Raw genomic sequence first — 20,954 nt, forward strand, 5'->3', positions numbered from 1 at the left:
GTCTGCAATCACCAGTTTTTTTTACCAGAGTGCCAGAAAAATTCCGGTGAATATTATCAAACCTACCCAACGATTATGACGAAATGCCCAGAAACACCAGTGCGGCTCTTTCTCTTTGGTTTTAGTCCATTGATAGATAAAATCTGCAATCACCACCAGCAAAGCAATCAGGCCAAATGGCACCAACAGGTGTTCTATACATAGTGCACTACCTATGAGCACAACACTCACAGCCTGTAGCGCAGAAATCATTGTAATATCGTATTTCCCAAAAAGAATAGCGGTCGATTTTACCCCGATTTTTAAATCGTATTCACGGTCAGTAATTGCATATTGAGTGTCATAAGCCACAGTCCAGGCCAGATTACCAAAATACAGCAGCCAGCAACTCCAATCGAGCGGCTTGCCCATTGCTGTGAATGACATGGGAATTCCCCATGAAAATGCCATGCCCAGCACGACTTGCGGCAAATGCGTATATCGCTTCATAAAGGGGTAAATAAACGCAAGCGCCAGACCAGCAAGCGCGCAATAGAATGTCGCTATGGGCAGAAAAAACAAGGTGCAGGCGCTGGCAGCGACCAGAGCCAAAAATACCCAAACCGCTTCACGTGCTGAAATAACTCCGGTTGCCAGCGGCCGGTTTTTGGTGCGGTCTACATGAGCATCCACTTTTCGGTCGGCAAAATCGTTGATCGCACAACCCGCAGCTCGCATAAAAATAGTGCCTAAAATCATGGCAATTAAGATGGTTAAATCAGGAATACCTTCCGCAGCAATCCATAACGCCCACATGGTTGGCCAGAATACCAGTTCTGTACCAATCGGCTTATCAAAACGACAGAGATAATAATAAGCCTCAAAACGCTGACGCCATGTGGTCGTTTGCAAAGTTGCCATGTTTATCCTTAACGATGTTGTAATGAAGTCTGATGTTGTAAAAACTGCTCAAAACTGGGCAAAAAAGTCTCTTGCACAATAAATTTACAACCGTGCCAAGTATAGCAGCTCTGCCTGGTCCAGCCATCTTCAAGCCATAACACACGGCGCTCACACTGAGGATTGGTACGTTGAAATAAAAACCAGCCAATCGGCTTTTTACCAATATGCTGAAAAATCCGCGCCCGTTTTTGCAAACTTAAAATAGGAAAAATACTTTTTGCTTTCACCCAAGGCTGAGCTTCACAGCCATATAAATGGCTTTCCCGTACCCATGAGGTATGCTGATGTGGCATTCCCATCCACCGTGCATCACTGAAGCTTAAGCGCTGAAAATGCTCTTTGACTGGCTGAACATTGAATTTTCCATTCGCTAAATCTGTCAGCTGCTGCGTTAAAGACCCTGAAGCATACAGCCATGATTTCAATTCAGCAGAGATTTGCTGCATAAGTTTACCTGTACACTCAACCTGCAAGATATTTGACTGCTTAATATGCATCTTGCACTTTATTCCATAACCAATGTTTAGCCATTGTCTGTTTTGGCAATAACTTCAAACTGACCATTTGCCTTTTTCAGCAAGATAAAACCCTCAGCACTTAAATAAAAACTTTGCGGATAATCATAATCCAATGCCAGCTCAGGGTTTTTCAATGCAATAAATTGCGCCTGTTTATAGCCTTCGGGACTACGTCCAACTTCAATATAAGTTACTTCTGAAAAATTGAGTTTGAAACCTTTTGCATGATCGTTCGGATCATTCCAGGGGAAAAATCCTGTGTGCTTTTTACGTTGCGCCATATTATCTACTAATTGTAAATCTCTAAACAGATGATACAAAAAAACCCGCGCAAGGCGGGCATTTTTTACAGTGAAATTCTATAAAGAATTAAAGACTGTAGTACATATCGAATTCAACCGGGTGAGTTGTGGTATTTAAACGGCGAACTTCTTCCGTTTTAATTTCGATATAGGCATCAAGCATATCTTTAGAGAACACGCCACCTTTTAACAGGTAGTCATGGTCAGCTTCGAGTGCCTCCAGTGCCATTTCCAGACTATGAGCCACTGTAGGGATTTTTGCTTCTTCTTCAGGAGGAAGATCATACAAGTTTTTATCAGCAGCTTCACCTGGGTGGATCTTATTTTGGATACCGTCCAGACCTGCCATCAACAAAGCAGCAAAACCCAGGTACGGGTTCATCATTGGATCAGGGAAGCGCGCTTCAATACGTTTGCCTTTCGGGCTAGATACGTATGGAATACGGATTGATGCAGAACGGTTACGCGCTGAATAAGCCAGCATAATTGGTGCTTCAAAATGTGGTACTAAACGCTTGTACGAGTTAGTAGAAGGGTTAGTGATCGCATTTAATGAACGCGCATGTTTGATGATACCGCCAATGAAATACAGGGCCATTTCTGAAAGGCCTGCATATTCATCACCTGCAAACAGGTTCTTGCCATCTTTAGAGATCGACATGTGAACATGCATACCAGAACCGTTATCGCCAACCATCGGTTTAGGCATAAAGGTTGCAGTTTTCGCGTATTGATGGGCAACGTTCCAAACCGCATATTTGAACTGTTGAACTTCATCAGCTTTACGCACCATAGTATTAAAGCTCACCCCAATTTCTAATTGGCAAGATGCAACTTCGTGGTGATGTACTTCTACACGGCCTGGCCCCATAATATCTTCAATTTTTGCACACATATCTGCACGCATATCTTGTGAAGAATCTACAGGAGGAACCGGGAAATAACCGCCTTTAACACGTGGACGGTGACCAGAGTTACCAGCTTCATAATCTTTACCGGTTGACCATGCAGCTTCTTCAGCGATCAATGTATGGCGTGCGCCAGACATGTCGATTTCCCATTTTACTTCGTCAAATACGAAGAATTCTGGTTCTGGGCCAAAGAATGCTGTATCACCAATACCTGTCGACTTTAAATACTCTTCTGCACGGCGAGCGATAGAGCGTGGATCACGGTCATAACCCTGACCAGTCGATGGTTCAATGACATCACAAGTTACAACAACTGTTGGCTCTGCGAAGAACGGATCTAAGAAGCAAGTCTCTGCATCTGGACGTAAAATCATGTCGGATGCTTCAATACCTTTCCATCCAGCGATTGACGAACCGTCAAACATTTTCCCGTCTTCAAACGTATCTTCATCAATACTGTCTGATGGGTAAGTGACATGCTGTTCTTTACCCTTGGTATCAGTAAAGCGAAAATCGACCCATTTTGCGCCACTTTCTTGTATGAGTTGAAGGACCTTGTTCGCCATGCTCATTTTGCTCCGATGGTTTTTGTTGCACTCGCAAAGTGCGTGTTAGTAGTTGGCATTCATTAATGCAATTATCGTACCAACTCTTAAAAGCATAGTTAAAATTCTGAATTCTTTACAAGAAAACATCTTAAGCTAAAAATACTTTGCGCCTATTATACTGGGAGTGAAAGGAAATGCACTATATTCAGGCACGCTGGATATATTTTATTGGTACTTATTTTCTAACGCACTTAAATAGTGCGCATGACCTTTTTTAAAGATAAAAATATAATTCTTAAACATATTTCTATAAATTTAGTAAATTTTAGCTTAAAGATTGCCCAATTCTGGCAAATAGCCATAAAGCTATAACAATTCAGCAACATAAAAGAGAAGTACACCAGCTGCTCTCTTTTCTGTTTTATATGATTTTTTTGCAAAATAAGTACAATTATTCTGCTTTTCTTAGAGTATTGCCAACCATTTAAGTGATGCTTTTTAGATCAAGTTGTGGATAGGCGGTTTTATCGTTTTTTATTTTTATCCCATCGTTTTTTTCATTTTTCACCAACAATCTATCTAAAAGTAAGCTTATAACTTTAAGAAAGTCGGTTACTCATCATCAGTTTATGTGCAACCTAAAATAATAAGATTCTGGTACATCATTGCTGGAGCATCGCAAAACCCAAGCAGTACGGTTTGCCAAAAATACTATTTCTCAAAAGCAGATCATTCATCATAAAAATATTCCAGGAGTAGAAGTATTCTTAGCATGCTTACATCAAGCCTACTTCTATCATTTTACAGCTATGCCTGAATTAGAGTAACGCTTTGAATTTGGTTACCATCACATTATGGGCTGATAAAAAGAAAATGATTGTGAATCAATCACAGCCTCTAAAAAACCAAGTATAAGAAATAAATAACACCCAAATAATTGGACGAATGAAATCATCACAAGCCATTCAAAAACTGCTAAAGTAGCCGCTTGGTAGTGCAGCTGTCTTAATGCCTGCAAAATCAATCACTTTATACAAAGTGAGTAACATTGTGGTTAACAAACTCCCGCAGTGTTATAAAGTATATAAACTTCAAGAGGTTATGCTCAAAATGCTTCTCATGATCGACAACTATGACTCTTTTACTTATAACATCGTCCAATATTTTGGCGAACTGCAACAGGAAGTAAAAGTAGTCCGTAATGATGCCGTGACTTTGGAGAATATTGAGCGATGGCAACCGAAGTATCTGGTCATTGGTCCTGGTCCCTGCTCTCCAAGTGAAGCGGGTATCTCTATTCCGGCCATTCAGCACTTTGGCGGGAAAATCCCTTTACTCGGCGTCTGCTTAGGTCATCAAAGTATTGGACAGGCCTTTGGTGGTGAGATTGTTCGCGCCAAACGCGTAATGCATGGACGTTTGTCTGATATGTATCACAGCGATACCGGGATTTTCAGTCACCTGCCTTCTCCCTTTTCAGCGACCCGTTATCACTCTTTGGTGATTGATCAAGCGACGTTACCGAACTGTCTGGAAGTGACTTGCTGGACCAATGAAACAGATGGTTCGATGGAAGAAATTATGGGAATTAAACATAAGACATTGCCGATCGAAGGCGTGCAGTTTCACCCGGAATCCATCCTGAGCCAGCATGGTCATCAGATCTTTAAAAACTTTCTTGAAATTTATGCATAATGGGCGAAGCACAATAAATGAACATTCAACAAGCATTAAGTAATATTACAAAAAATATTCATCTGACTCAGGAACAAATGGAAGATGTGATGCGTAGCATCATGTCGGGCGAAACTACCGATGCACAGATTGGTGCCCTACTCATGGGTTTACGCCTGAAAGGTGAAAGTATTGATGAAATCACCGCCGCAGCACGGGTCATGCGTGAACTTGCAACTAAAATTGAAGTCAGCGACATACCGCATCTGGTCGATATTGTCGGTACAGGTGGCGATGGACAGAACCTGTTTAATGTCTCTACCGCCTCGGCCTTTGTGATTGCGGCGGCAGGCGCAACTATTGCCAAACATGGGAACCGTGGAGTTTCAAGTAAATCTGGTTCTTCTGATTTGCTGGAACAGGCCGGTATCCATCTTGACCTGAACATGCAGCAGACTGAGCGCTGCATCCGTGACATTGGTATCGGCTTCCTGTTTGCACCCAATCATCATAAGGCCATGAAATATGCGATTGGTCCACGTAAAGAGCTGGGTATTCGCAGTATTTTTAACTTACTTGGCCCGCTTACGAATCCGGCCGGAGTAAAGCGTCTGGTGATTGGTGTATTTTCTAATGAATTATGCCGCCCAATTGCAGAGGTCATGAAACAGCTCGGGGCAGAACATGTGATGGTGGTGCATTCACGTGATGGTTTAGATGAAATCAGTCTGGCTTCTGCGACCCATGTGGCCGAGCTTAAAAATGGTGAAGTGAGTGAATGGGAAATTACGCCTGAACTCGTGGATATTGAATCCCAGACATTAACCGGGTTAATTGTGGAAGATTCTGCAACAAGTCTGGCGCTGATTAAAGATGCTCTCGGCAAGAAAAAATCCGAGATTGGTTATAAGGCCGCCAATATGATTGCTCTGAATGCAGGTGCCGGAATCTATGTATCTGGTTTAACCACCAGCTATAAGCAAGGTGTGGCGCTGGCGCATGATATTATTTATGGCGGTCAGGCACTTGAGAAAATGAGTGTACTTTCTGAATTTACAAAAACCATCAAGCAATATGAAGTTTAAACAGGTCAGGAGTTTTTATCATGGTTGATATCGCCAATACAATTTTAGGTAAAATTATTGACCGCAAGAAAGAAGAATTTGCACTACGTTTAAAGCAGCACAGCTACAAAGACCTGGAAGAGCTGGCACAGGCAGCGACGCCAGTGCGTAGTTTTACCCAATCGCTCCTGTCTAAACGTCCCGGGGTGATTGCTGAAATCAAGAAAGCCTCACCTTCAAAAGGGATTATCCGGGAAAATTTTAATCCGGCAGAGATTGCACAGCAGTATGAAGAAGCTGGTGCAGCCTGTTTATCGGTACTGACCGATGAGGATTTTTTCCACGGTGCAGATGCAAATATTCAGATCGCACGTTCACATTCTAGCCTGCCTGCCCTGCGTAAAGACTTCCTGATCGACCCGTATGGGGTCATCGAGGCACGTGCCCTGCATGCTGACTGTATTTTGCTGATCGTGGCATCTTTATCAGACCAGCAATTAGAGGAAATGTCCAAGACTGCATTTGAACATAATCTTGATGTGCTGGTCGAAGTACATGATGAGGAAGAGCTGGGACGTGCCTTAAAACTTTCTGACCGCTGTCTGCTTGGTGTGAATAACCGTAATTTAAAAACCTTTGAGGTGGACTTAAACACCTCAATTCGGCTGAAAAAATTACTTGATCCGTCACGCTTACTGGTCACTGAAAGCGGTATCGCTACACCTGCTGACGTCAGCATGATGCAGGAACAGGATATTCATGCCTTTCTGGTCGGTGAAAGCTTTATGAAACAGCCGCGTCCTGACCATGCTTTCTATGAGTTATTTGGTGAGCCAGAAACTGTTTAAGAATTAACAAGCTTTTAAAAAACCCGATTTCAGAATCGGGTTTTTAATTTTTCACTCAAGCTTTACTATGGCCTAAGTATCAATAGCAGCTCTAAGCGCTTAAGTAAAAAAGACCGTTTGAGAATACAATAAGCGCATATGGGCCAGCTGCTGCTTTCATCCTCTCCACATAAATAGCTCTTCTGATAAGTTCTCCTGATTATATTTTGTCTACTCAATCCCCCTGATAGAGACTTAAATCACACTTATTTATCCTCATAACTACGTGAAGATCTTATGATTTCCCTGTAACTCTCCGGCCTTGAATTTTTCTATATGCAGCTATAAATGCAAGTCAGTTCTCTTTTATGCAATTCAGGACTATAATTTAGTTAAATTTTGCATTTCTCTCCTGTTTTTTTCATTATGAGCAAACACGATTCTTCACTTTCCAAAGACCAGTTCAATTTGCTGAAACAGTTTAAAAAACAAATCAGCAATCCACACCCACAGGTGGCTCCTGTTACGCCTGTTGAAAAGACACCTGAACAAGCGCAGGAGGATGATCTTGAGCTGTTTCGCAAGCAGATGCAGGGAGTGCAAAAAATAACTCAGGGCAATATTGCCAAAATAGAGAAAATGCCAAAAAAGAAAGTGGATGCCCAGACGCTGGCCAAGCGTGCAGCTGCCGAAGGTCCAATGGAAACGGATCAGGCTGCCTTATCCGATACTCAGGCGATGCTCAATCCTGTTGGAAGTCAGGCAAACTTAAGTTACCGTATTGCAACTTTACAGCACAAAGTCTTTGAAGATTTAAAAGCCGGCAATTTACGCTGGTTTGAAGCCGTTGACCTGCATGGCTGTACTGTCGAGGAAGCCCGTCAGGCTGTACTACAAATCATTCAGATGGCCAAAGACGAAAACCAGAATGTGATCAAAATTGTTCATGGCAAAGGTCCTGAAGCAATTTTAAAAACCTATGTCAACGGCTGGTTACGTCAACATCGTGATGTTCTGGCCTTTGTCAGTGCACCGGAAAGACAGGGAGGCACTGGTGCCGTGCTGGTTCTGCTAAAACGCGCAGAAAAAAATCCAAAGTTTAAACATTAATCGGATTCCACCCTAAAATAAGGCATTGTAATAGTTTTCTGCTACAATGCCCTCCTTGTTTCATTCTCAGTTTAAGTGAATATGTCATATGACTATGCAGCAATCCTACGCAAACATTCTTACTGCCGTTGGTGAAGATTTAAATCGCCCTGGCCTCAAAGATACGCCCATGCGTGCTGCGAAAGCCTTTTCGTATTTGACCTCAGGTTATAGCCAAGTTCTTGAAGAAGTCACCAACAGCGCGGTGTTTCCTTCGGATAACCGTGAAATGGTTTTGGTAAAAAATATCGAGTTCTATTCACTCTGTGAACATCATTTATTGCCATTCTATGGTCGTGTACATATTGCCTATCTGCCTGAAGGTCATGTGCTCGGCTTGTCCAAATTTGCCCGTATTACCGAAATGTTTGCGCGTCGCCTGCAAATTCAGGAAAACCTGACCCAGCAAATTGCCGAGGCTGTCGCAGAAGTGACCAAAGCGCGCGGTGTTGCGGTCATGATCGATTCTGCACATATGTGTATGATGATGCGTGGTGTAGGCAAACAGGAATCAACGACACGTACGGTTTCTTTTATCGGAGATTTTAAAACCAATAAAGAAGAACGTCGTGAATTTTTAAGTGCCGTGCCAGAAAGTTATTAATCCCTCAAAGCCTCAACGCATGTCGAGGCTTTTTTATCCGGATGAGGTTATCAGAAAATGTCAATTTGGATTGCAGGTCAGGGTTTAAGTCAAACTGAGGCCAGTGTCGACTATCCAAGGCCGGAGCGTCTGGTTCAGGGAAATCCAAAACGTCTGACCTATAGCGCTTATGAGCATCCGCATATGGACTGCGGAATCTGGAATTGTGAAGTAGGGGCATGGAATATTCAATTTGCTGAAAATAAACAGGAATTTTTTCAGGTCATTGAAGGTGTAGTCCGTATACATGATACCCAGAGCCAGTCATTTATTGAGGTAAAAGCGGGCGAAGCCGGTATCATTCCCCCTGCATTTACCGGCACGTTTGAAGTCGTCGAAGCGGTTAAAAAGTATTATGTGGTGGTTGAATACTAAATATCTTTCACACAATAAGAAATTTTAAACTGTTTGATTCAGTCCCCAGACTCCTTAATACTGAAATCATTTCAGTATTAGTCCCGTCAAAATAGCCGGAAGAATCAGCTACCTTTGCTTTATTTTAAATTGACAATACATTTCCTGCCATAATGTCCTACTGATTTTTTACTGCTCTCATTGCAACATATATAGCACTTCTATTTGCTGGAGTAGTAAAGGCATGAACAAAAAACCGTTAGATCCACCTAAACGTACTTCACGTGTATATTCATCTAGCTTTGATTATTCTCTCGATTTTAAAAAGATCGATTTTCGCAAGCGTCCGGATTTATACCGGATTGGTCGTGGAGAACAAGGTGTGTTGTTGGTCGAGCCTTATAAATCGGAAATTTTGCCGTACTGGCGCTTTGCCGATGCAGAAAAAGCTCAGCTTAGCAGCGCAAAAATTTATGCTCTATTCTTAGAATATTTACAGCAGAATGATTTTGTAGGCGCAGATATGGCACGCAAGTTTTTGCAGATGGGTTATACCCGTGCCCGGCGTTATGCCAATCATAAAAGCGGTAAAAAATATGCAGGCCCTGTACCTGAAGATAAAAAAGGGTTAAGCGGTTCACATGGCCGGGATGAAATCCCACGAAGTCCAGAAGACCCTGTCAAAGCAGCGGCAGCAAAAATTTTTAAGCAGAAGTGGGATGAAGCCAAAGCTCATCCCGATTATATTCAGCTAAAACAAAAGTTTCTGGCTTTTATCCAGCAGCAACCCTCAGATTAAAACCTACGCTCTCCAGCATTTAAGCCCTTCTTTGCTGTTTAATCTGTCCACAAGAGGGAGGCTTAGCCATATACACCAGATTTCGGCCAGTATTTTTTGCCATATACAATGCAGCATCAGCTGCATCCAGGAATTTCTGATAATCAGGATGACCATCAAATAAGACACAGCCGATACTGACCGTCAGTTTAAAGCACTGTCCCTGTCCGTCATTGATCAGGCTATTTTCCACATATTGACGAATACTCTCTGCAATATGGCGCGTACGTTTCTCATCGGCATCTACTAGCAGCAGTAAAAATTCTTCGCCACCGAGACGAAAAGCATAATCACTGCCCTGACTATACCTCTGCAAGGCTTCAGCAATAAATTTCAGCGCAACATCCCCCGCTGTGTGACCGAACTTGTCATTAATATTTTTAAAAAAGTCGGCATCAATTGCCAATAGAGACAAAGGCGTCTGGTTTTGCCGTGAGTAGCTGATTTCGCGAGAAATAATCGTATTTAAATAACGGCGATTGAGCAGCTGAGTCAATGAATCATTCCCGGCTTCAATATAATCAGCCACCTGAAACAATTGGTCTACCAGATGCTGGATTTCACGGTTAATATCACGGATGTGTTGAATCAACCCCAGCATGTTAGTGTTTTCTGTACATTCCCCTATAGCTTTATTCACTTCATCAACCTGATAAATCCGCTTGATGACCAGATCGACCTGATCTGACTCTGCAAAAGCATAGGCTGCCTTATGAATAAACCAAAGTCCAAATTCAGACTTGGACAACATCGGATGTCTGAACGGGCCAGTGCCTGAAAACACCTTGAACATCAAATCATTTTCCCAGTCCAGCAAGGCACTGCGCTGCTTGTCTTTTTGTACTGCAACATCCTGCATCGCAGAAAATATACGATAGCTATGCTTGATTTCCTGATTCGCTACTGTTTTGGCCTCATAGGAACGACACATAATTTCTGTAGCAAATCCCATGACTTCTATAATATAACTACAGGTGGTAAAAGCATGGGCAGATGGGTTTAAACCCAATAATTGAAAGACCATATACTGGATTTCACGCACACCGCGCATAATGAGCCAGGCAGGAATACCAATACGCGCATGGACATGGCCGACCATCGCCTGTCTTTGTACCGCTTGCATATAATCCTTATTTACCGGAACACTAAAACTTTCCGATAACCATTGGATTAAGGTCGTATGCAAGCGCTGCTGGACCAGTTTATCTGTTAAAAATTGTGCAGATTCTTTTTCGAGCAGCATATTTTTATAAAACTCATCCACCAGAACAACCGAATGCTCCTAAACAAACTGTAAGGCTTGTAATAAAGCATCAGATGAATAATTTTGACATATCTGTTCCCACTGCTCGGCCAGCATTGCCATATTTTCATTATTCATAGGATGGAGTTCCTGATATTTGCAATTTTCAATGACATTCTTTAATAAATACAATACAATTTATACATTATAGTATGAATATTATCACTATTATTTAAATAATAGTGATCAAGTTAACAAAACAACCAACCACCCCTATAATAATACCGCCTATATTTTAAGCTCAGGTCAAAAATTAGAATAGCCAACTCAATTTTTATTCTCTAGAAATAACGGATCAGGCTCAGACTCCACTGTTCCCAATCTTGATGGTTTTGTCGCTGATATTCCCAGCCCCCCCGAATTGCATATTGTGGGGTCCAGGTATACTGAAATTGGGTCTTCAATTTCAGCTGCCATTGATGTGAATCTTCCCAATATGGCAATTCTACTTGTATCAGACTATTGAGCTGCTCATTCCAGACATTCTGACAGCCGATGGTCGGACCAGCTCCTACACGCCAACCTTGATCCAGGGCTTTGCCTGCCTGTAAATGATTTTGTAGCTGTGTATAACATAGATGTTCACGTGTTGCATTGGCCCAGCTATAACCGGCCTGCACATTTAAGTTAGCAACCCCATGCTGGCTTTCACGACTAAAATGGCCCGCTGAATCCAGAGCTTCTTGTTGCCAGCCCAAGTTAAATCCCCAGGATAAGGGCGTTTTAAAAGCATGAATCGGATTATAGGAATTGACGGTTAATAGATCCAGAAGCTTCAGCTTCAACCGATCCTGGCGATATTGCAGAGCACCATCCAAAAACAGCAGTTGGGTTCCGGTACGCAATCCTCCTTGTGGATCAATCAGGTCATGATAAGCCTGACGATGACCGATCTCGACAAAGGTCTGGCCTTGAACCTCACCGGCTTTAAAAGAAAGATGACGTGCATCATGCGCTTGCACAGGATTGGTCTTGGGTACGGCGACATTCAGGCGTTGCTTCTCAAGGGCCAACTGGCTTCGTTGCACCAGAATCTGCCTTAAACGTGGCTGCGCCACCTGAGGATCAATTTTTCGGGCGAGAAAATGCAGATACAAGTCATCATAGGCCATTTCCAGAATCTTGGCCTGGTTTTCGGCTGAGTAAGATTCGAGTATCTGACCATGTTCCCGCGGTTCAGACATGGAAATTTGATGGGCTACTTTTGCCAGCTTGTGACCATGCTGTCTGGCCTGTGCCAGTAACTGGGTTTCCAGAGCAGGACGATATACCACGTCTTTGATCAGCTGTTCATCATCCAAGGCTTTAATAGTTTCAAGCGGGATGGAGACTGCCTTAAACTGTTGCTGCAAATTGGCGTGTGGGCGTACCAGATCGATTAAGCCTAATAAACGGTAAGCACAATTGTCCTGAATAAAATAATAGGGAAATTGTACATGTTTCATTTCCCAAATATGCTGGACTAGAAATCTGGTTTCTTCCGCACTTAAAGCCAGTTCATATTCCCAAAGGTCGCGACTTTCGAAATCCCCATATTCTTTAACTTTACGATAATACGGCATCAGGGAATATTCACCTGGATACTGCCCGGTTAAACCTTTCCAGGCATAAGACCAGCTTTGCTCACCTTCGACAGTGGCCGCATAGTTCACCGCATAAGACACCAGATTTAGCTGTTGCTGATCTTTAGGATCCAAACGCAGCAAAGTATGTCCGAACATTGAGCTGGGATTGCCCATAAAGTCGGTGGCATAAATCAGCGTCGCTTTATACGGTTTAATTTCAGTCAGCCACTGATTCAACTCAGGGCAAGCCACTTCTGGTAAAGCAGCATGAGGTATCTTTAAGCTTTTAATGAGAAACTGGCTCCGCGCCGGGAAACGGCAACGAATAGATTGATCAGGTTCAGCCGTTTGAAACAGTGCCTGAATATTACTGGCCAACTCCAGTTCCAGATTTTGGGCACCCTGTTCATGATAGAAATAGCCTGAATAGCTCACTTCGCTATGCTGTTTGGCATCAGCGTACATCAAACGTTGCCAAATGATATCTTGAGCCAGCTTATTACTTTGAGCCTGTTGAATAAATGGATCTGCCGGACCGGCAAAGGATGGACAACTTAGTGTAGACAGTGCAGCAAGGATTATAAGGGCAACGCAAGATTTCATATTAGAACAGGAAATTTATTTTTAGATAGAAAAAACCCTGTCAAGCGACAGGGTTTTTGACATATTAAACGTAAGCTTTTAATACGTCGTCATTTGCCATGACAGTTTGCAGAGAAGACAATACTTCTAGTGAAGTTTCATTTTCAGTTGCATAGATTGAAGCAAAGTTTTGCTTAGAAATAGCGAAGAAACGTGCTTTATCTTCAGCTTTGATATTTAGCAATTCAGCCAATACGTTTAAGCTTTCGCCCTGACCAACCGCCATATCACGCGCGAGTGATTCAGCATTTTCATTGGTAAATGTAACCACTTGGGCGGTTACTGTACCTGTACCGCTACAACCCAAAGTACCAAAAGTGATACCGAATAACTGGTTAGCAAAAATACCGTTGGTCGTTGCTGCCAAAATTTTAGGCACTTTACCAGACTGACCTGCCCAGACTTGACTTCCAATACCACAACCTGCATCACGGTCAGCAAATGCTGCAGTTGAACCCACTGCAAGTACTGCAGCTAAAGCTAGTTTTTTCAACATGATTACTTCTCCAAAAAGTTTATCTAAGTGTTTTTAATTATTCACAATTAGGTAATTTTTATTACACCGTGGCTAGAATAACGTCAACGGTGCTTAAAGGCAAAACATTTTGTTTCAAGTTCGACAGGTTGCTTTCTCAGCAACCGGCTCAATCTTGTTCTTTTAAATGCCAGGCTCCATCGAGCTGACGTTGCCCGAGAATTTTCAATACCAGCACCAGACTGAGCAGCAGCAGCAAGTACCATGAACCGAGTTTCCCCCAGCCCACCATATGCCATTGTTCAATCTGACTCGGATAAAGCCAGATCTGATAAAAGGTACTGATATTTTCAGCGACCCAAATGATAAATGCCAATAGCAGCAGCACGGGCAACATTGGCAACTGAAAAGCATGTCGATTCAATTGAAAACGGATTTTGGTTTTCCAGAAAATCACCACACTCCAGGCAAATAAAATCATCCGGTAATCCGGAATAAAAAATTTGCTCATAAAGTTGATATAGGACAGAACCGCCAGCGCCAGCATATTAGCAAAGCTCGGTAATCTCTCAAATGACACCTGATAAAGACGTAAGGAACGCGCAAAGAAGCTTCCGACAGCCGAATACATAAATCCGGCAAATAAAGGCACAGTCAGAATTTTAAAAATGGCGGGTTGCGGGTAATGCCACGAGCCAATCGCCGGATGGGTCAGGAAAATTTCCATCACCATGGCCATCAGGTGAAACAACGCAATCACTTTCGCTTCTGCCCAAGATTCCAGCTTGGTATATAGCAGAACCACCTGAATCATCAGGGCAAAAAACAAGAGATAGTCGTAACGATAGAAACCATACAGCAGTTCGCTTCCCATGGAAGCTGTCAGGGCAAAGGCGAGCAACAGTAGAATCCCAAATAAGGCAGCCGAAGCTGCCTTATAAGTAAATTCAAACCCTGATTTTATAAAATCGATCAAGGCTTACATCCTACAGGTACTTGGCACTATACTCATGTACGGTATCAACAAAGGCTGTCGGGTTGGCCGGATCAACCCACTGGGTAATACCATGCCCCAAGTTAGCGATATAACCTGTTTTTTCGCCATTGGCATAGGCATCATCCAGCATCAGCTTGGTGGCTTTCACAATCGACTCATGGGATCCATACAAAGTTGCCGGATCAAGGTTACCTTGTAGCGCGGCACGGCCCGCAACGGTTTGGCGCGCTACATTCAGTGGCGTCGTCCAGTCCAGACCAAAAGCATCTGCACCAGTAGCAACCATTGGCTCCAGCCACTGTCCGCCACCTTTGGTGAACAGGATGACCGGAATCTTGCGACCATCTTTCTCACGCTGCAAGCCAGCCACAATTTTCTGCATATAATTCAGTGAAAACTCAATATATTCACGGTGCGCCAACGCCCCGCCCCAGCTGTCAAAAATCTGTACGGCCTGGGCACCTGCGTCAATCTGGGCATTCAGATATTCGATCACTGCATCAGCCAGACGCTGTAACAATGCATGCATGACTTCAGGCTGGGCATACATCATGTGTTTGGTAAAGCGGAAATCTTTGCTCGAACCACCTTCAACCATATAAGTGGCCAACGTCCATGGACTGCCAGAGAAACCGATTAATGGCACCTGCCCCCCCAAGGCCGAACGGATGGTAGATACCGCCTTCATGACATAGTCCAGGTCAGACTTGGCATTAAATGCAGGTAAATTTGCTACATCCTGCTCGGTGCGGACTGTCTTATGAAACTTTGGACCTTCACCCGCTTCAAAATACAATCCCAAACCCAAAGCATCGGGTACGGTCAAGATGTCTGAAAACAGGATCGCAGCATCCAGATCATAGCGGCGTAAAGGCTGTAAAGTGACCTCACACGCCAACTCAGTATTTTTACAAAGAGAAAGGAAGTCTCCCGCCTGGGCACGGGTTTCACGATATTCTGGTAAATAACGGCCTGCTTGACGCATCATCCACACAGGTGTGGTATCTACAGGTTCACGTAATAATGCGCGCAGAAAACGATCATTTTTTAAGGTCGTCATTCACTTTCCTATCTATACTTGAAGATGAAACCCATCATAACAAAAAGCCCGCATTTTGAATAACTTCTCATAACTTTAAAAACCGATCATGAGAAATGGCAAGGGATAGATTTACACAAAAGAACTACTGCATCTACACATTTTTTCTGTAATACTTACAGTGTTTTTTCACATAGTTAAAGAAGTAAATTAAGGTTGAGTTACATGTTCGTTCGCACAATGCTCGCTGTGAGTCTAGGTTGCATTTTCGCAGGTACTGTTTTCGCTGCGTCTACTGCTGAACAACCATTGAACCCGCAAATGGCCACTGATGTTTCAGTGCAAGACCCTATTGATCCTCTGGCACTTGAGTCCTCGGCGGCACAAGCTCCTGCAACCCGCCAGACGACCAATGCCCCAACAGAAGAAGCTCAAATTACAGCACAAGAAAAAAAAGAGCTGGATCAAGCATCTGCAGCTTTAAATACCTTGCAGAATACTGAAGACCAAAATGCCGATAGCGGCGTTGCACCTGCAGCTGCCAGTAAAAATGCCAGTTCGGTAGCAACTAAAGCGTCGTGGACCCTAGATGGTCTCAATAACGCCACCTGGTATGAAAATATTGGTGCGGGTCAGTTCCCGGTATATGCACGTGCGCATGTCATGTTGAATAATGCTCATGCTTCACCAGGTGCAATTGATGGAACCAGCGGTAAAAACACCCTGAAAGCTATCGCGTCTTTTCAGCAAATGAACGGCATTAAGCCTACAGGTGTACTGACCAAAGAAACCTGGGATAAACTGATTGAACGTCAAGGTTCCAAGCCTGCTTTTGTTGAATACACTATCACTGAAAAAGATCTGGCGGGTCCTTTTGTCAAGTCTATTCCTTCCAATTACGCTGAACAGGCAAAAATGAAAGGCTTGTATTACACCAGCTCGCTAGAAATGCTTAGTGAAAAGTTCCATATGGATCAAAACTTCATGCAGAAGTTAAACCCGAATGCGAACTTTAACAAAGTCGGCCAAAAAATTCTGGTAACAAATGTACGTAATGAACTTCCAGAAGGTATTCATTTGATCGTGGCGCATAAAGGTGCAAAACAGCTGTACTTATTTAACAGTAAAAATCAAATGATTGGTTCATTCCCGGCCAGTATCGGGAACACCAGCACCCCTTCACCAACGGGTACATACAAAATTACTGGTGTTGCGCCAAACCCTTGGTATAGCTACTCACCGTCAAACTTTATTCAGGGTAAAAACTTAAAGCCACTGTCTTTACCACCAGGTCCAAACGGTCCGGTAGGGAATATCTGGATTGGCTTGAATAAAAAATCATTTGGTATTCACGGTACACCGAATCCTTCTCTGATTTCCAAATCTTATTCACACGGTTGTATCCGCCTAACCAACTGGGATGCCAATGACCTGGGTAAAAAAGTAAAGTCTGGTGTGACTGTTAAGTTCCTTGAATAATCTTTGAATATTCAAACAAAAAGCCAGTCGTGAAGACTGGCTTTTTGTTTGAGAATCTAAATTGATAATTGGTTTTTTATTGCATCTCGGCAATTGCGGTACCCTTTTGCTTAGGGTCAGTATTTCCTAAGGCCGGATTGGCAATTGCATTTTCACACTGCTTTTTGTCCCGCTCATAATCCGCCTGCTTTTGAGCCACACTACTCCCATTTTCAAGGGTAGTGCGTGCCCAGATTTCCAGACTGGTTAAGGCCTTACGGCATAATGCGTATTTACCTTCAGTCACCGAGTCGGTCATTTTGACATTAATCCGCCAGTCGGTGCTGAGCTTACGGGCAGGTTCACGCACCTGTTTTTCCAGTTGATCCAGCTGTCTGTTATACACCAGAGGGTCGACTTCATTGATCAGTTTCCAGGCCGCATTGGCATAGGTCGTAGCATCATTTGTCAGCTTTGGTGCAGGTTTAATCTGAGCTTGTTCAGGCGACTGGTGGTCATTTCCACAGGCTTGCAGCAACAATACACTGCTTATTAAAGAAACAGTCAGCATTGCACGTGTCTTAAACATCAGCATATCAGGCTCGCCTTTTTAAAAAATTCGGCACTATGCTAGTAAATTCGCGTACAATACACAATCTTCATTTGACCTCTTGTTCAACTCTCCTGCAGGTGTTTCGTGACAGAGCACAATCCATCCGCAATGCAGCCTGCCGGATTCTGGCAAGGTGCAAAAGACAGCCAGGCGATTATCTTCACCTATCTGCCGGTGTCGTTTGCTTTCGGTGTTTCAGCGACTCAATTCGGCTTTACGGCCTGGGAAGCCCTGTTCCTGTCCTGTTCGATGTATGCTGGTGCCAGTCAGTTTCTGGTGGTTGCGTTACTCGGCAGTGGTACTTCTATCTGGATGACGGCGCTGACTGTCATTGCTTTAGACATTCGTCACTTGTTGTATGGCCCTGCCCTGCAAAACCTGATTCAGGATCGTCTGAACCTGAAAAAAACAGCTGTCTGGTCTTGGGGTCTGACCGACGAAGTCTTTGCTTCTGGCATGATCAAACTATCACAGCGGCGTCAGGAATGGTCTGAATCCTGGATGCTTGGCCTCAGCCTGTTCAGCTGGCTATCATGGGCATTGGGTTCTTTTCTGGGTGGTTTATTCGCCGATCAGGTCAGTAATTTACCGCAATTTTTGCAAGCAGCACTGGACTTCTTGCTCCCTGCCTTATTCCTGAGTTTCCTGCTGGCAGCCTTTGAGAAGAAACATAGCTTTGTCGTGGCAGTTACCATTATTGTCTCGGCGGTTGCCTGCTATCTTATTGACCTGTCCGCAGCCATTTTTATCGGTATCAGTTCCGGTATTTTTGCTGGCCTGTTCAAGCATTATGTTTTACAGAGACCTGATCCTGAACATGCAGGAGACCCTCGATGAATCTCGAAATTATTCTGGTCGGAATTCTGGTGGGGATTGCCAACTTTGCTTCCCGCTTTGGACCATTTTTTGTTATTCAAAAATTTCAGCAAGGCTCACAAAAACGTGGTGCCTTATGGTTAAAAATTGCCTTGGGTTCCATTGGAATTGCTGCAATTAGTTCGATGCTGGTCGTTGCAACCTTGCCCCCCCTTTTAGAAACGCCCAATAAAAGTTTTGCCATGCTGATAGGCTTCATGGTGCTGAGTGGTCTGTATTTTAAATTTAAGAAAATTGTCATGGCGACCTTGATTGCCGCTTTAACCTACGGTCTGGTTTATACCTATGTTCCGGTGTCTTTTTAAGTTTTTATTCAATAATCCAAGCACATAAAGCCTTATCCTATTAATAGCATAAGGCTTTATAAGTCAGAAGAAAAACAAGAAAATCATTGTGCAGAGCATGAAAAGTCTTTATTCATCCCAAACGGGATGACGTTCTACCTATTTTCAAAACAAACTCCCGAGCAGTTATTTTGAGTGTGTCATCAATGCACAAAATTTTAGTGGCCATTTCACTGAAGTTCATTACCATGCTGCTGATCTGATTCCTATCATTTATCCTCAAAAACATGATCAAAATAAAATCATTGCCATGCTGAATCAAATTCAGCTGGTTCTACACTTATATCCTAAAAATAATTATTAGTCTTTGGAGTCTGATTTCCTCCACTCTTCCCACTCTACATTCAAAATACTCTGACTTTTTCTTGCTGATGACAGGAAATTTCACTCAATTGCTTAATGATGCAATGTTTTTTTACAGGTGTTGAAAGCGGCTTAGCTCTCCCCTTTATCGCTCTACCACTAGGCTGCTTATATTATTTTCGGCGCATGCAGACTTTAAAAACGTGTACTGCTTGGTCTTCAGCCCAATCAAATCCTATAAGTGGAAAAACCCATCCTCAAAGCTGTATTTATCCCCTGCAAAATTTACCAAACAGCCAACCGAAACCTGCGCCCACATCAACATAATAAAATGATCAGAACCTTATGAATAAAGCTGCTGGGCAATATCATAATTTTATGTGAATCAAGGGTTATCTGAACACGCAGTTCTGCTATGCTAAAAGCCCATAAAATCAAGCATGGATAATACACATGAACGTGACGATTGGTACTCCACTACAGGCTTCAGCGTATAAAGTTCTTTTACTGGGTTCAGGAGAACTCGGCAAGGAAGTGGTTATTTCACTCCAACGTTTGGGTGTTGAAGTCCATGCGGCTGACCGTTATGCGGACGCGCCTGCCATGCAGGTAGCCCACTATTCTCATACGCTCAATATGGCAAATGCCACAGAACTCAGACAGTTGATTCAGCAAGTTCAGCCTCATCTGATTGTTCCGGAAATTGAAGCGATTGCCACCGAAGTTCTGCTAGAGATTGAAGAACAGAAAATTGCAACGGTGATTCCTTCTGCTAAAGCGGTGAATCTGACCATGAACCGTGAAGGTATTCGCCGTCTGGCCGCCGAAGAACTGGGCCTGCCGACCTCGGCTTATCGTTTTGCAGACACCCTAGAATCGTTCCGTGCTGCCTGTGATGACATTGGTTATCCAAACTTTGTGAAACCGGTGATGTCCTCTTCAGGCAAAGGTCAGTCCCGCGTAAAAAGCTTTGCAGAAGTAGATGCTGCCTGGGACCATGCACAGACTGGTGGCCGGATCAATCATGGTAAAGTGATTGTTGAGTCGCAGATTGATTTTGATTTTGAAATTACCTTGCTGACAGTACGTGCAAAAAATCCGCAAACTGGTGTAATCGAAACATCCTATTGTGATCCAATCGGACACCGTCAGGATTCAGGTGATTATGTGGAAAGCTGGCAACCTCAGCCAATGACCCCGGCTGCGCTGGAAGAGTCGCAACGCATTGCCCATAAAGTCACAACAGCACTGGGTGGCTGCGGGATTTTCGGTGTGGAACTCTTTATTAAAGGTGACAAAGTATGGTTTAGTGAAGTTTCACCGCGCCCGCATGATACTGGTCTGGTCACCTTAGCTTCACAATTCCAGAGCGAGTTTGAACTGCATGCCCGTGCGATTCTTGGCCTGCCTGTCAACACCGAACGTCATAGCATTGCAGCCAGCGCCGTGATTTATGCAGGTGTAGATGACCATAATCTTTCATTTTCTGGCTTAAATCTTGCTTTAGCAAATCCGAATACGGATGTGCGCCTGTTCGGCAAGCCTGAGGGCTTTAAGCGTCGTCGTATG

Annotated in this window: 21 protein-coding genes and 1 pseudogene; 12 read left to right on the forward strand and 10 right to left on the reverse strand. The window is 43.4% G+C overall.

Annotation, left to right across the window (positions count from 1 at the left end; genetic code table 11):
- Positions 1–21: 21 nt before the first annotated feature.
- From ubiA to glnA, 4 genes are all read right to left on the reverse strand, one after another.
- Positions 22–900: a 4-hydroxybenzoate octaprenyltransferase gene (gene ubiA, locus E2K52_RS03835; protein ID WP_151203853.1), complete on the reverse strand. Its 879-nt coding sequence runs from the start codon at positions 898–900 to the stop codon at positions 22–24.
- A gap of 8 nt (positions 901–908) precedes the next feature.
- Positions 909–1,388 (reverse strand): chorismate--pyruvate lyase family protein, encoded by a 480-nt coding sequence (locus tag E2K52_RS03840; protein ID WP_151203871.1) that lies wholly within the window; start codon positions 1,386–1,388, stop codon positions 909–911.
- 77 nt (positions 1,389–1,465) lie between these two features.
- Positions 1,466–1,741, reverse strand: a complete 276-nt coding sequence (locus E2K52_RS03845) for a hypothetical protein (RefSeq protein WP_151203854.1) — start codon at positions 1,739–1,741, stop codon at positions 1,466–1,468.
- An 88-nt stretch (positions 1,742–1,829) separates the two neighbouring features.
- Positions 1,830–3,245, reverse strand: coding sequence for a type I glutamate--ammonia ligase (glnA, locus tag E2K52_RS03850; RefSeq protein ID WP_171478795.1), 1,416 nt, complete (start codon positions 3,243–3,245; stop codon positions 1,830–1,832).
- A 641-nt stretch (positions 3,246–3,886) separates the two neighbouring features.
- Here glnA and E2K52_RS15350 point away from each other — a divergent pair.
- The 8 genes from E2K52_RS15350 to E2K52_RS03885 all read left to right on the forward strand — a co-directional run bounded on the left by E2K52_RS15350 (position 3,887) and on the right by E2K52_RS03885 (position 9,731).
- Complete coding sequence (locus E2K52_RS15350) at positions 3,887–4,048, forward strand: hypothetical protein (protein ID WP_227548208.1); 162 nt, start codon at positions 3,887–3,889, stop codon at positions 4,046–4,048.
- Positions 4,049–4,331: 283 nt separating this feature from the next.
- Complete coding sequence (locus E2K52_RS03855; RefSeq protein WP_151203872.1) at positions 4,332–4,916, forward strand: anthranilate synthase component II; 585 nt, start codon at positions 4,332–4,334, stop codon at positions 4,914–4,916.
- 17 nt (positions 4,917–4,933) lie between these two features.
- Positions 4,934–5,980, forward strand: a complete 1,047-nt coding sequence (gene trpD / locus E2K52_RS03860) for an anthranilate phosphoribosyltransferase (RefSeq protein WP_151203856.1) — start codon at positions 4,934–4,936, stop codon at positions 5,978–5,980.
- A gap of 20 nt (positions 5,981–6,000) precedes the next feature.
- Positions 6,001–6,807 (forward strand): indole-3-glycerol phosphate synthase TrpC, encoded by an 807-nt coding sequence (gene trpC / locus E2K52_RS03865; RefSeq protein WP_151203857.1) that lies wholly within the window; start codon positions 6,001–6,003, stop codon positions 6,805–6,807.
- A 405-nt stretch (positions 6,808–7,212) separates the two neighbouring features.
- Positions 7,213–7,896 carry a Smr/MutS family protein gene (locus E2K52_RS03870; protein ID WP_151203858.1) on the forward strand — a complete coding sequence of 228 codons (684 nt, stop codon included), beginning with the start codon at positions 7,213–7,215 and terminating at the stop codon, positions 7,894–7,896.
- A gap of 94 nt (positions 7,897–7,990) precedes the next feature.
- The gene (gene folE / locus E2K52_RS03875; protein WP_171478796.1) at positions 7,991–8,539 is read left to right on the forward strand and encodes a GTP cyclohydrolase I FolE; all 549 of its coding nucleotides are present in this window, start codon (positions 7,991–7,993) and stop codon (positions 8,537–8,539) included.
- Between the two features lie 57 nt (positions 8,540–8,596).
- Positions 8,597–8,953 carry a cupin domain-containing protein gene (locus tag E2K52_RS03880; protein ID WP_151203860.1) on the forward strand — a complete coding sequence of 119 codons (357 nt, stop codon included), beginning with the start codon at positions 8,597–8,599 and terminating at the stop codon, positions 8,951–8,953.
- A 223-nt stretch (positions 8,954–9,176) separates the two neighbouring features.
- Entirely contained in the window at positions 9,177–9,731 is a 555-nt protein-coding gene (locus E2K52_RS03885) for a DUF4385 domain-containing protein (protein ID WP_151203861.1), read from the forward strand.
- A 19-nt stretch (positions 9,732–9,750) separates the two neighbouring features.
- Here the strand turns inward: E2K52_RS03885 and E2K52_RS03890 are convergent.
- The 5 genes and pseudogenes from E2K52_RS03890 to hemE form a co-directional block, all read right to left on the reverse strand.
- Positions 9,751–11,151 (reverse strand): annotated as a pseudogene (locus E2K52_RS03890) (diguanylate cyclase).
- Positions 11,152–11,354: 203 nt separating this feature from the next.
- Positions 11,355–13,241, reverse strand: a complete 1,887-nt coding sequence (locus E2K52_RS03895; RefSeq protein ID WP_151203862.1) for a DUF4105 domain-containing protein — start codon at positions 13,239–13,241, stop codon at positions 11,355–11,357.
- A gap of 64 nt (positions 13,242–13,305) precedes the next feature.
- A complete protein-coding gene (locus E2K52_RS03900) occupies positions 13,306–13,776 on the reverse strand; it encodes a DUF3015 family protein (RefSeq protein ID WP_151203863.1) in 471 nt (156 codons plus the stop codon).
- A gap of 148 nt (positions 13,777–13,924) precedes the next feature.
- Positions 13,925–14,731 (reverse strand): DUF817 family protein, encoded by an 807-nt coding sequence (locus E2K52_RS03905; protein WP_151203864.1) that lies wholly within the window; start codon positions 14,729–14,731, stop codon positions 13,925–13,927.
- A gap of 10 nt (positions 14,732–14,741) precedes the next feature.
- A complete protein-coding gene (gene hemE, locus E2K52_RS03910) occupies positions 14,742–15,812 on the reverse strand; it encodes a uroporphyrinogen decarboxylase (RefSeq protein ID WP_151203865.1) in 1,071 nt (356 codons plus the stop codon).
- A 204-nt stretch (positions 15,813–16,016) separates the two neighbouring features.
- Between hemE and E2K52_RS03915 the strand changes: the two genes are divergently transcribed.
- Positions 16,017–17,270, forward strand: a complete 1,254-nt coding sequence (locus E2K52_RS03915; protein WP_151203866.1) for a L,D-transpeptidase family protein — start codon at positions 16,017–16,019, stop codon at positions 17,268–17,270.
- 76 nt (positions 17,271–17,346) lie between these two features.
- On the opposite strand, the gene E2K52_RS03920 is transcribed toward E2K52_RS03915, so the two are convergent.
- Positions 17,347–17,844, reverse strand: coding sequence for a hypothetical protein (locus tag E2K52_RS03920; RefSeq protein WP_151203867.1), 498 nt, complete (start codon positions 17,842–17,844; stop codon positions 17,347–17,349).
- Positions 17,845–17,970: 126 nt separating this feature from the next.
- Here E2K52_RS03920 and E2K52_RS03925 point away from each other — a divergent pair, with 126 nt between their 5' ends.
- The 3 genes from E2K52_RS03925 to purT form a co-directional block, all read left to right on the forward strand.
- Complete coding sequence (locus tag E2K52_RS03925; protein ID WP_171478799.1) at positions 17,971–18,699, forward strand: AzlC family ABC transporter permease; 729 nt, start codon at positions 17,971–17,973, stop codon at positions 18,697–18,699.
- Positions 18,696–19,043, forward strand: a complete 348-nt coding sequence (gene ygaH, locus E2K52_RS03930; RefSeq protein ID WP_151203869.1) for an L-valine transporter subunit YgaH — start codon at positions 18,696–18,698, stop codon at positions 19,041–19,043. The genes E2K52_RS03925 and ygaH overlap by 4 nt, the downstream gene beginning before the upstream one ends.
- Positions 19,044–19,829: 786 nt before the next feature.
- Positions 19,830–20,954, forward strand: a 1,125-nt coding sequence (purT, locus tag E2K52_RS03935; RefSeq protein WP_171478800.1) for a formate-dependent phosphoribosylglycinamide formyltransferase, incomplete at its 3' end; no start/stop codon positions are given.

It is taken from the genome of Acinetobacter sp. RF14B (assembly GCF_006864105.1).
Lineage (GTDB): Bacteria > Pseudomonadota > Gammaproteobacteria > Pseudomonadales > Moraxellaceae > Acinetobacter > Acinetobacter lwoffii_C.

What these genes read in the sequence shown, in the direction of transcription:
- ubiA (WP_151203853.1), bottom strand. Translation starts at nt 900, where the DNA reads ATGGCAACTTTGCAAACGACCACATGGCGTCAGCGTTTTGAGGCTTAT.
- E2K52_RS03840 (WP_151203871.1), bottom strand. Translation starts at nt 1,388, where the DNA reads ATGCAGCAAATCTCTGCTGAATTGAAATCATGGCTGTATGCTTCAGGG.
- E2K52_RS03845 (WP_151203854.1), bottom strand. Translation starts at nt 1,741, where the DNA reads ATGGCGCAACGTAAAAAGCACACAGGATTTTTCCCCTGGAATGATCCG.
- glnA (WP_171478795.1), bottom strand. Translation starts at nt 3,245, where the DNA reads ATGAGCATGGCGAACAAGGTCCTTCAACTCATACAAGAAAGTGGCGCA.
- E2K52_RS03855 (WP_151203872.1), top strand. Translation starts at nt 4,332, where the DNA reads ATGCTTCTCATGATCGACAACTATGACTCTTTTACTTATAACATCGTC.
- trpD (WP_151203856.1), top strand. Translation starts at nt 4,934, where the DNA reads ATGAACATTCAACAAGCATTAAGTAATATTACAAAAAATATTCATCTG.
- trpC (WP_151203857.1), top strand. Translation starts at nt 6,001, where the DNA reads ATGGTTGATATCGCCAATACAATTTTAGGTAAAATTATTGACCGCAAG.
- E2K52_RS03870 (WP_151203858.1), top strand. Translation starts at nt 7,213, where the DNA reads ATGAGCAAACACGATTCTTCACTTTCCAAAGACCAGTTCAATTTGCTG.
- folE (WP_171478796.1), top strand. Translation starts at nt 7,991, where the DNA reads ATGCAGCAATCCTACGCAAACATTCTTACTGCCGTTGGTGAAGATTTA.
- E2K52_RS03880 (WP_151203860.1), top strand. Translation starts at nt 8,597, where the DNA reads ATGTCAATTTGGATTGCAGGTCAGGGTTTAAGTCAAACTGAGGCCAGT.
- E2K52_RS03885 (WP_151203861.1), top strand. Translation starts at nt 9,177, where the DNA reads ATGAACAAAAAACCGTTAGATCCACCTAAACGTACTTCACGTGTATAT.
- E2K52_RS03895 (WP_151203862.1), bottom strand. Translation starts at nt 13,241, where the DNA reads ATGAAATCTTGCGTTGCCCTTATAATCCTTGCTGCACTGTCTACACTA.
- E2K52_RS03900 (WP_151203863.1), bottom strand. Translation starts at nt 13,776, where the DNA reads ATGTTGAAAAAACTAGCTTTAGCTGCAGTACTTGCAGTGGGTTCAACT.
- hemE (WP_151203865.1), bottom strand. Translation starts at nt 15,812, where the DNA reads ATGACGACCTTAAAAAATGATCGTTTTCTGCGCGCATTATTACGTGAA.
- E2K52_RS03915 (WP_151203866.1), top strand. Translation starts at nt 16,017, where the DNA reads ATGTTCGTTCGCACAATGCTCGCTGTGAGTCTAGGTTGCATTTTCGCA.
- E2K52_RS03920 (WP_151203867.1), bottom strand. Translation starts at nt 17,844, where the DNA reads ATGCTGATGTTTAAGACACGTGCAATGCTGACTGTTTCTTTAATAAGC.
- E2K52_RS03925 (WP_171478799.1), top strand. Translation starts at nt 17,971, where the DNA reads ATGCAGCCTGCCGGATTCTGGCAAGGTGCAAAAGACAGCCAGGCGATT.
- ygaH (WP_151203869.1), top strand. Translation starts at nt 18,696, where the DNA reads ATGAATCTCGAAATTATTCTGGTCGGAATTCTGGTGGGGATTGCCAAC.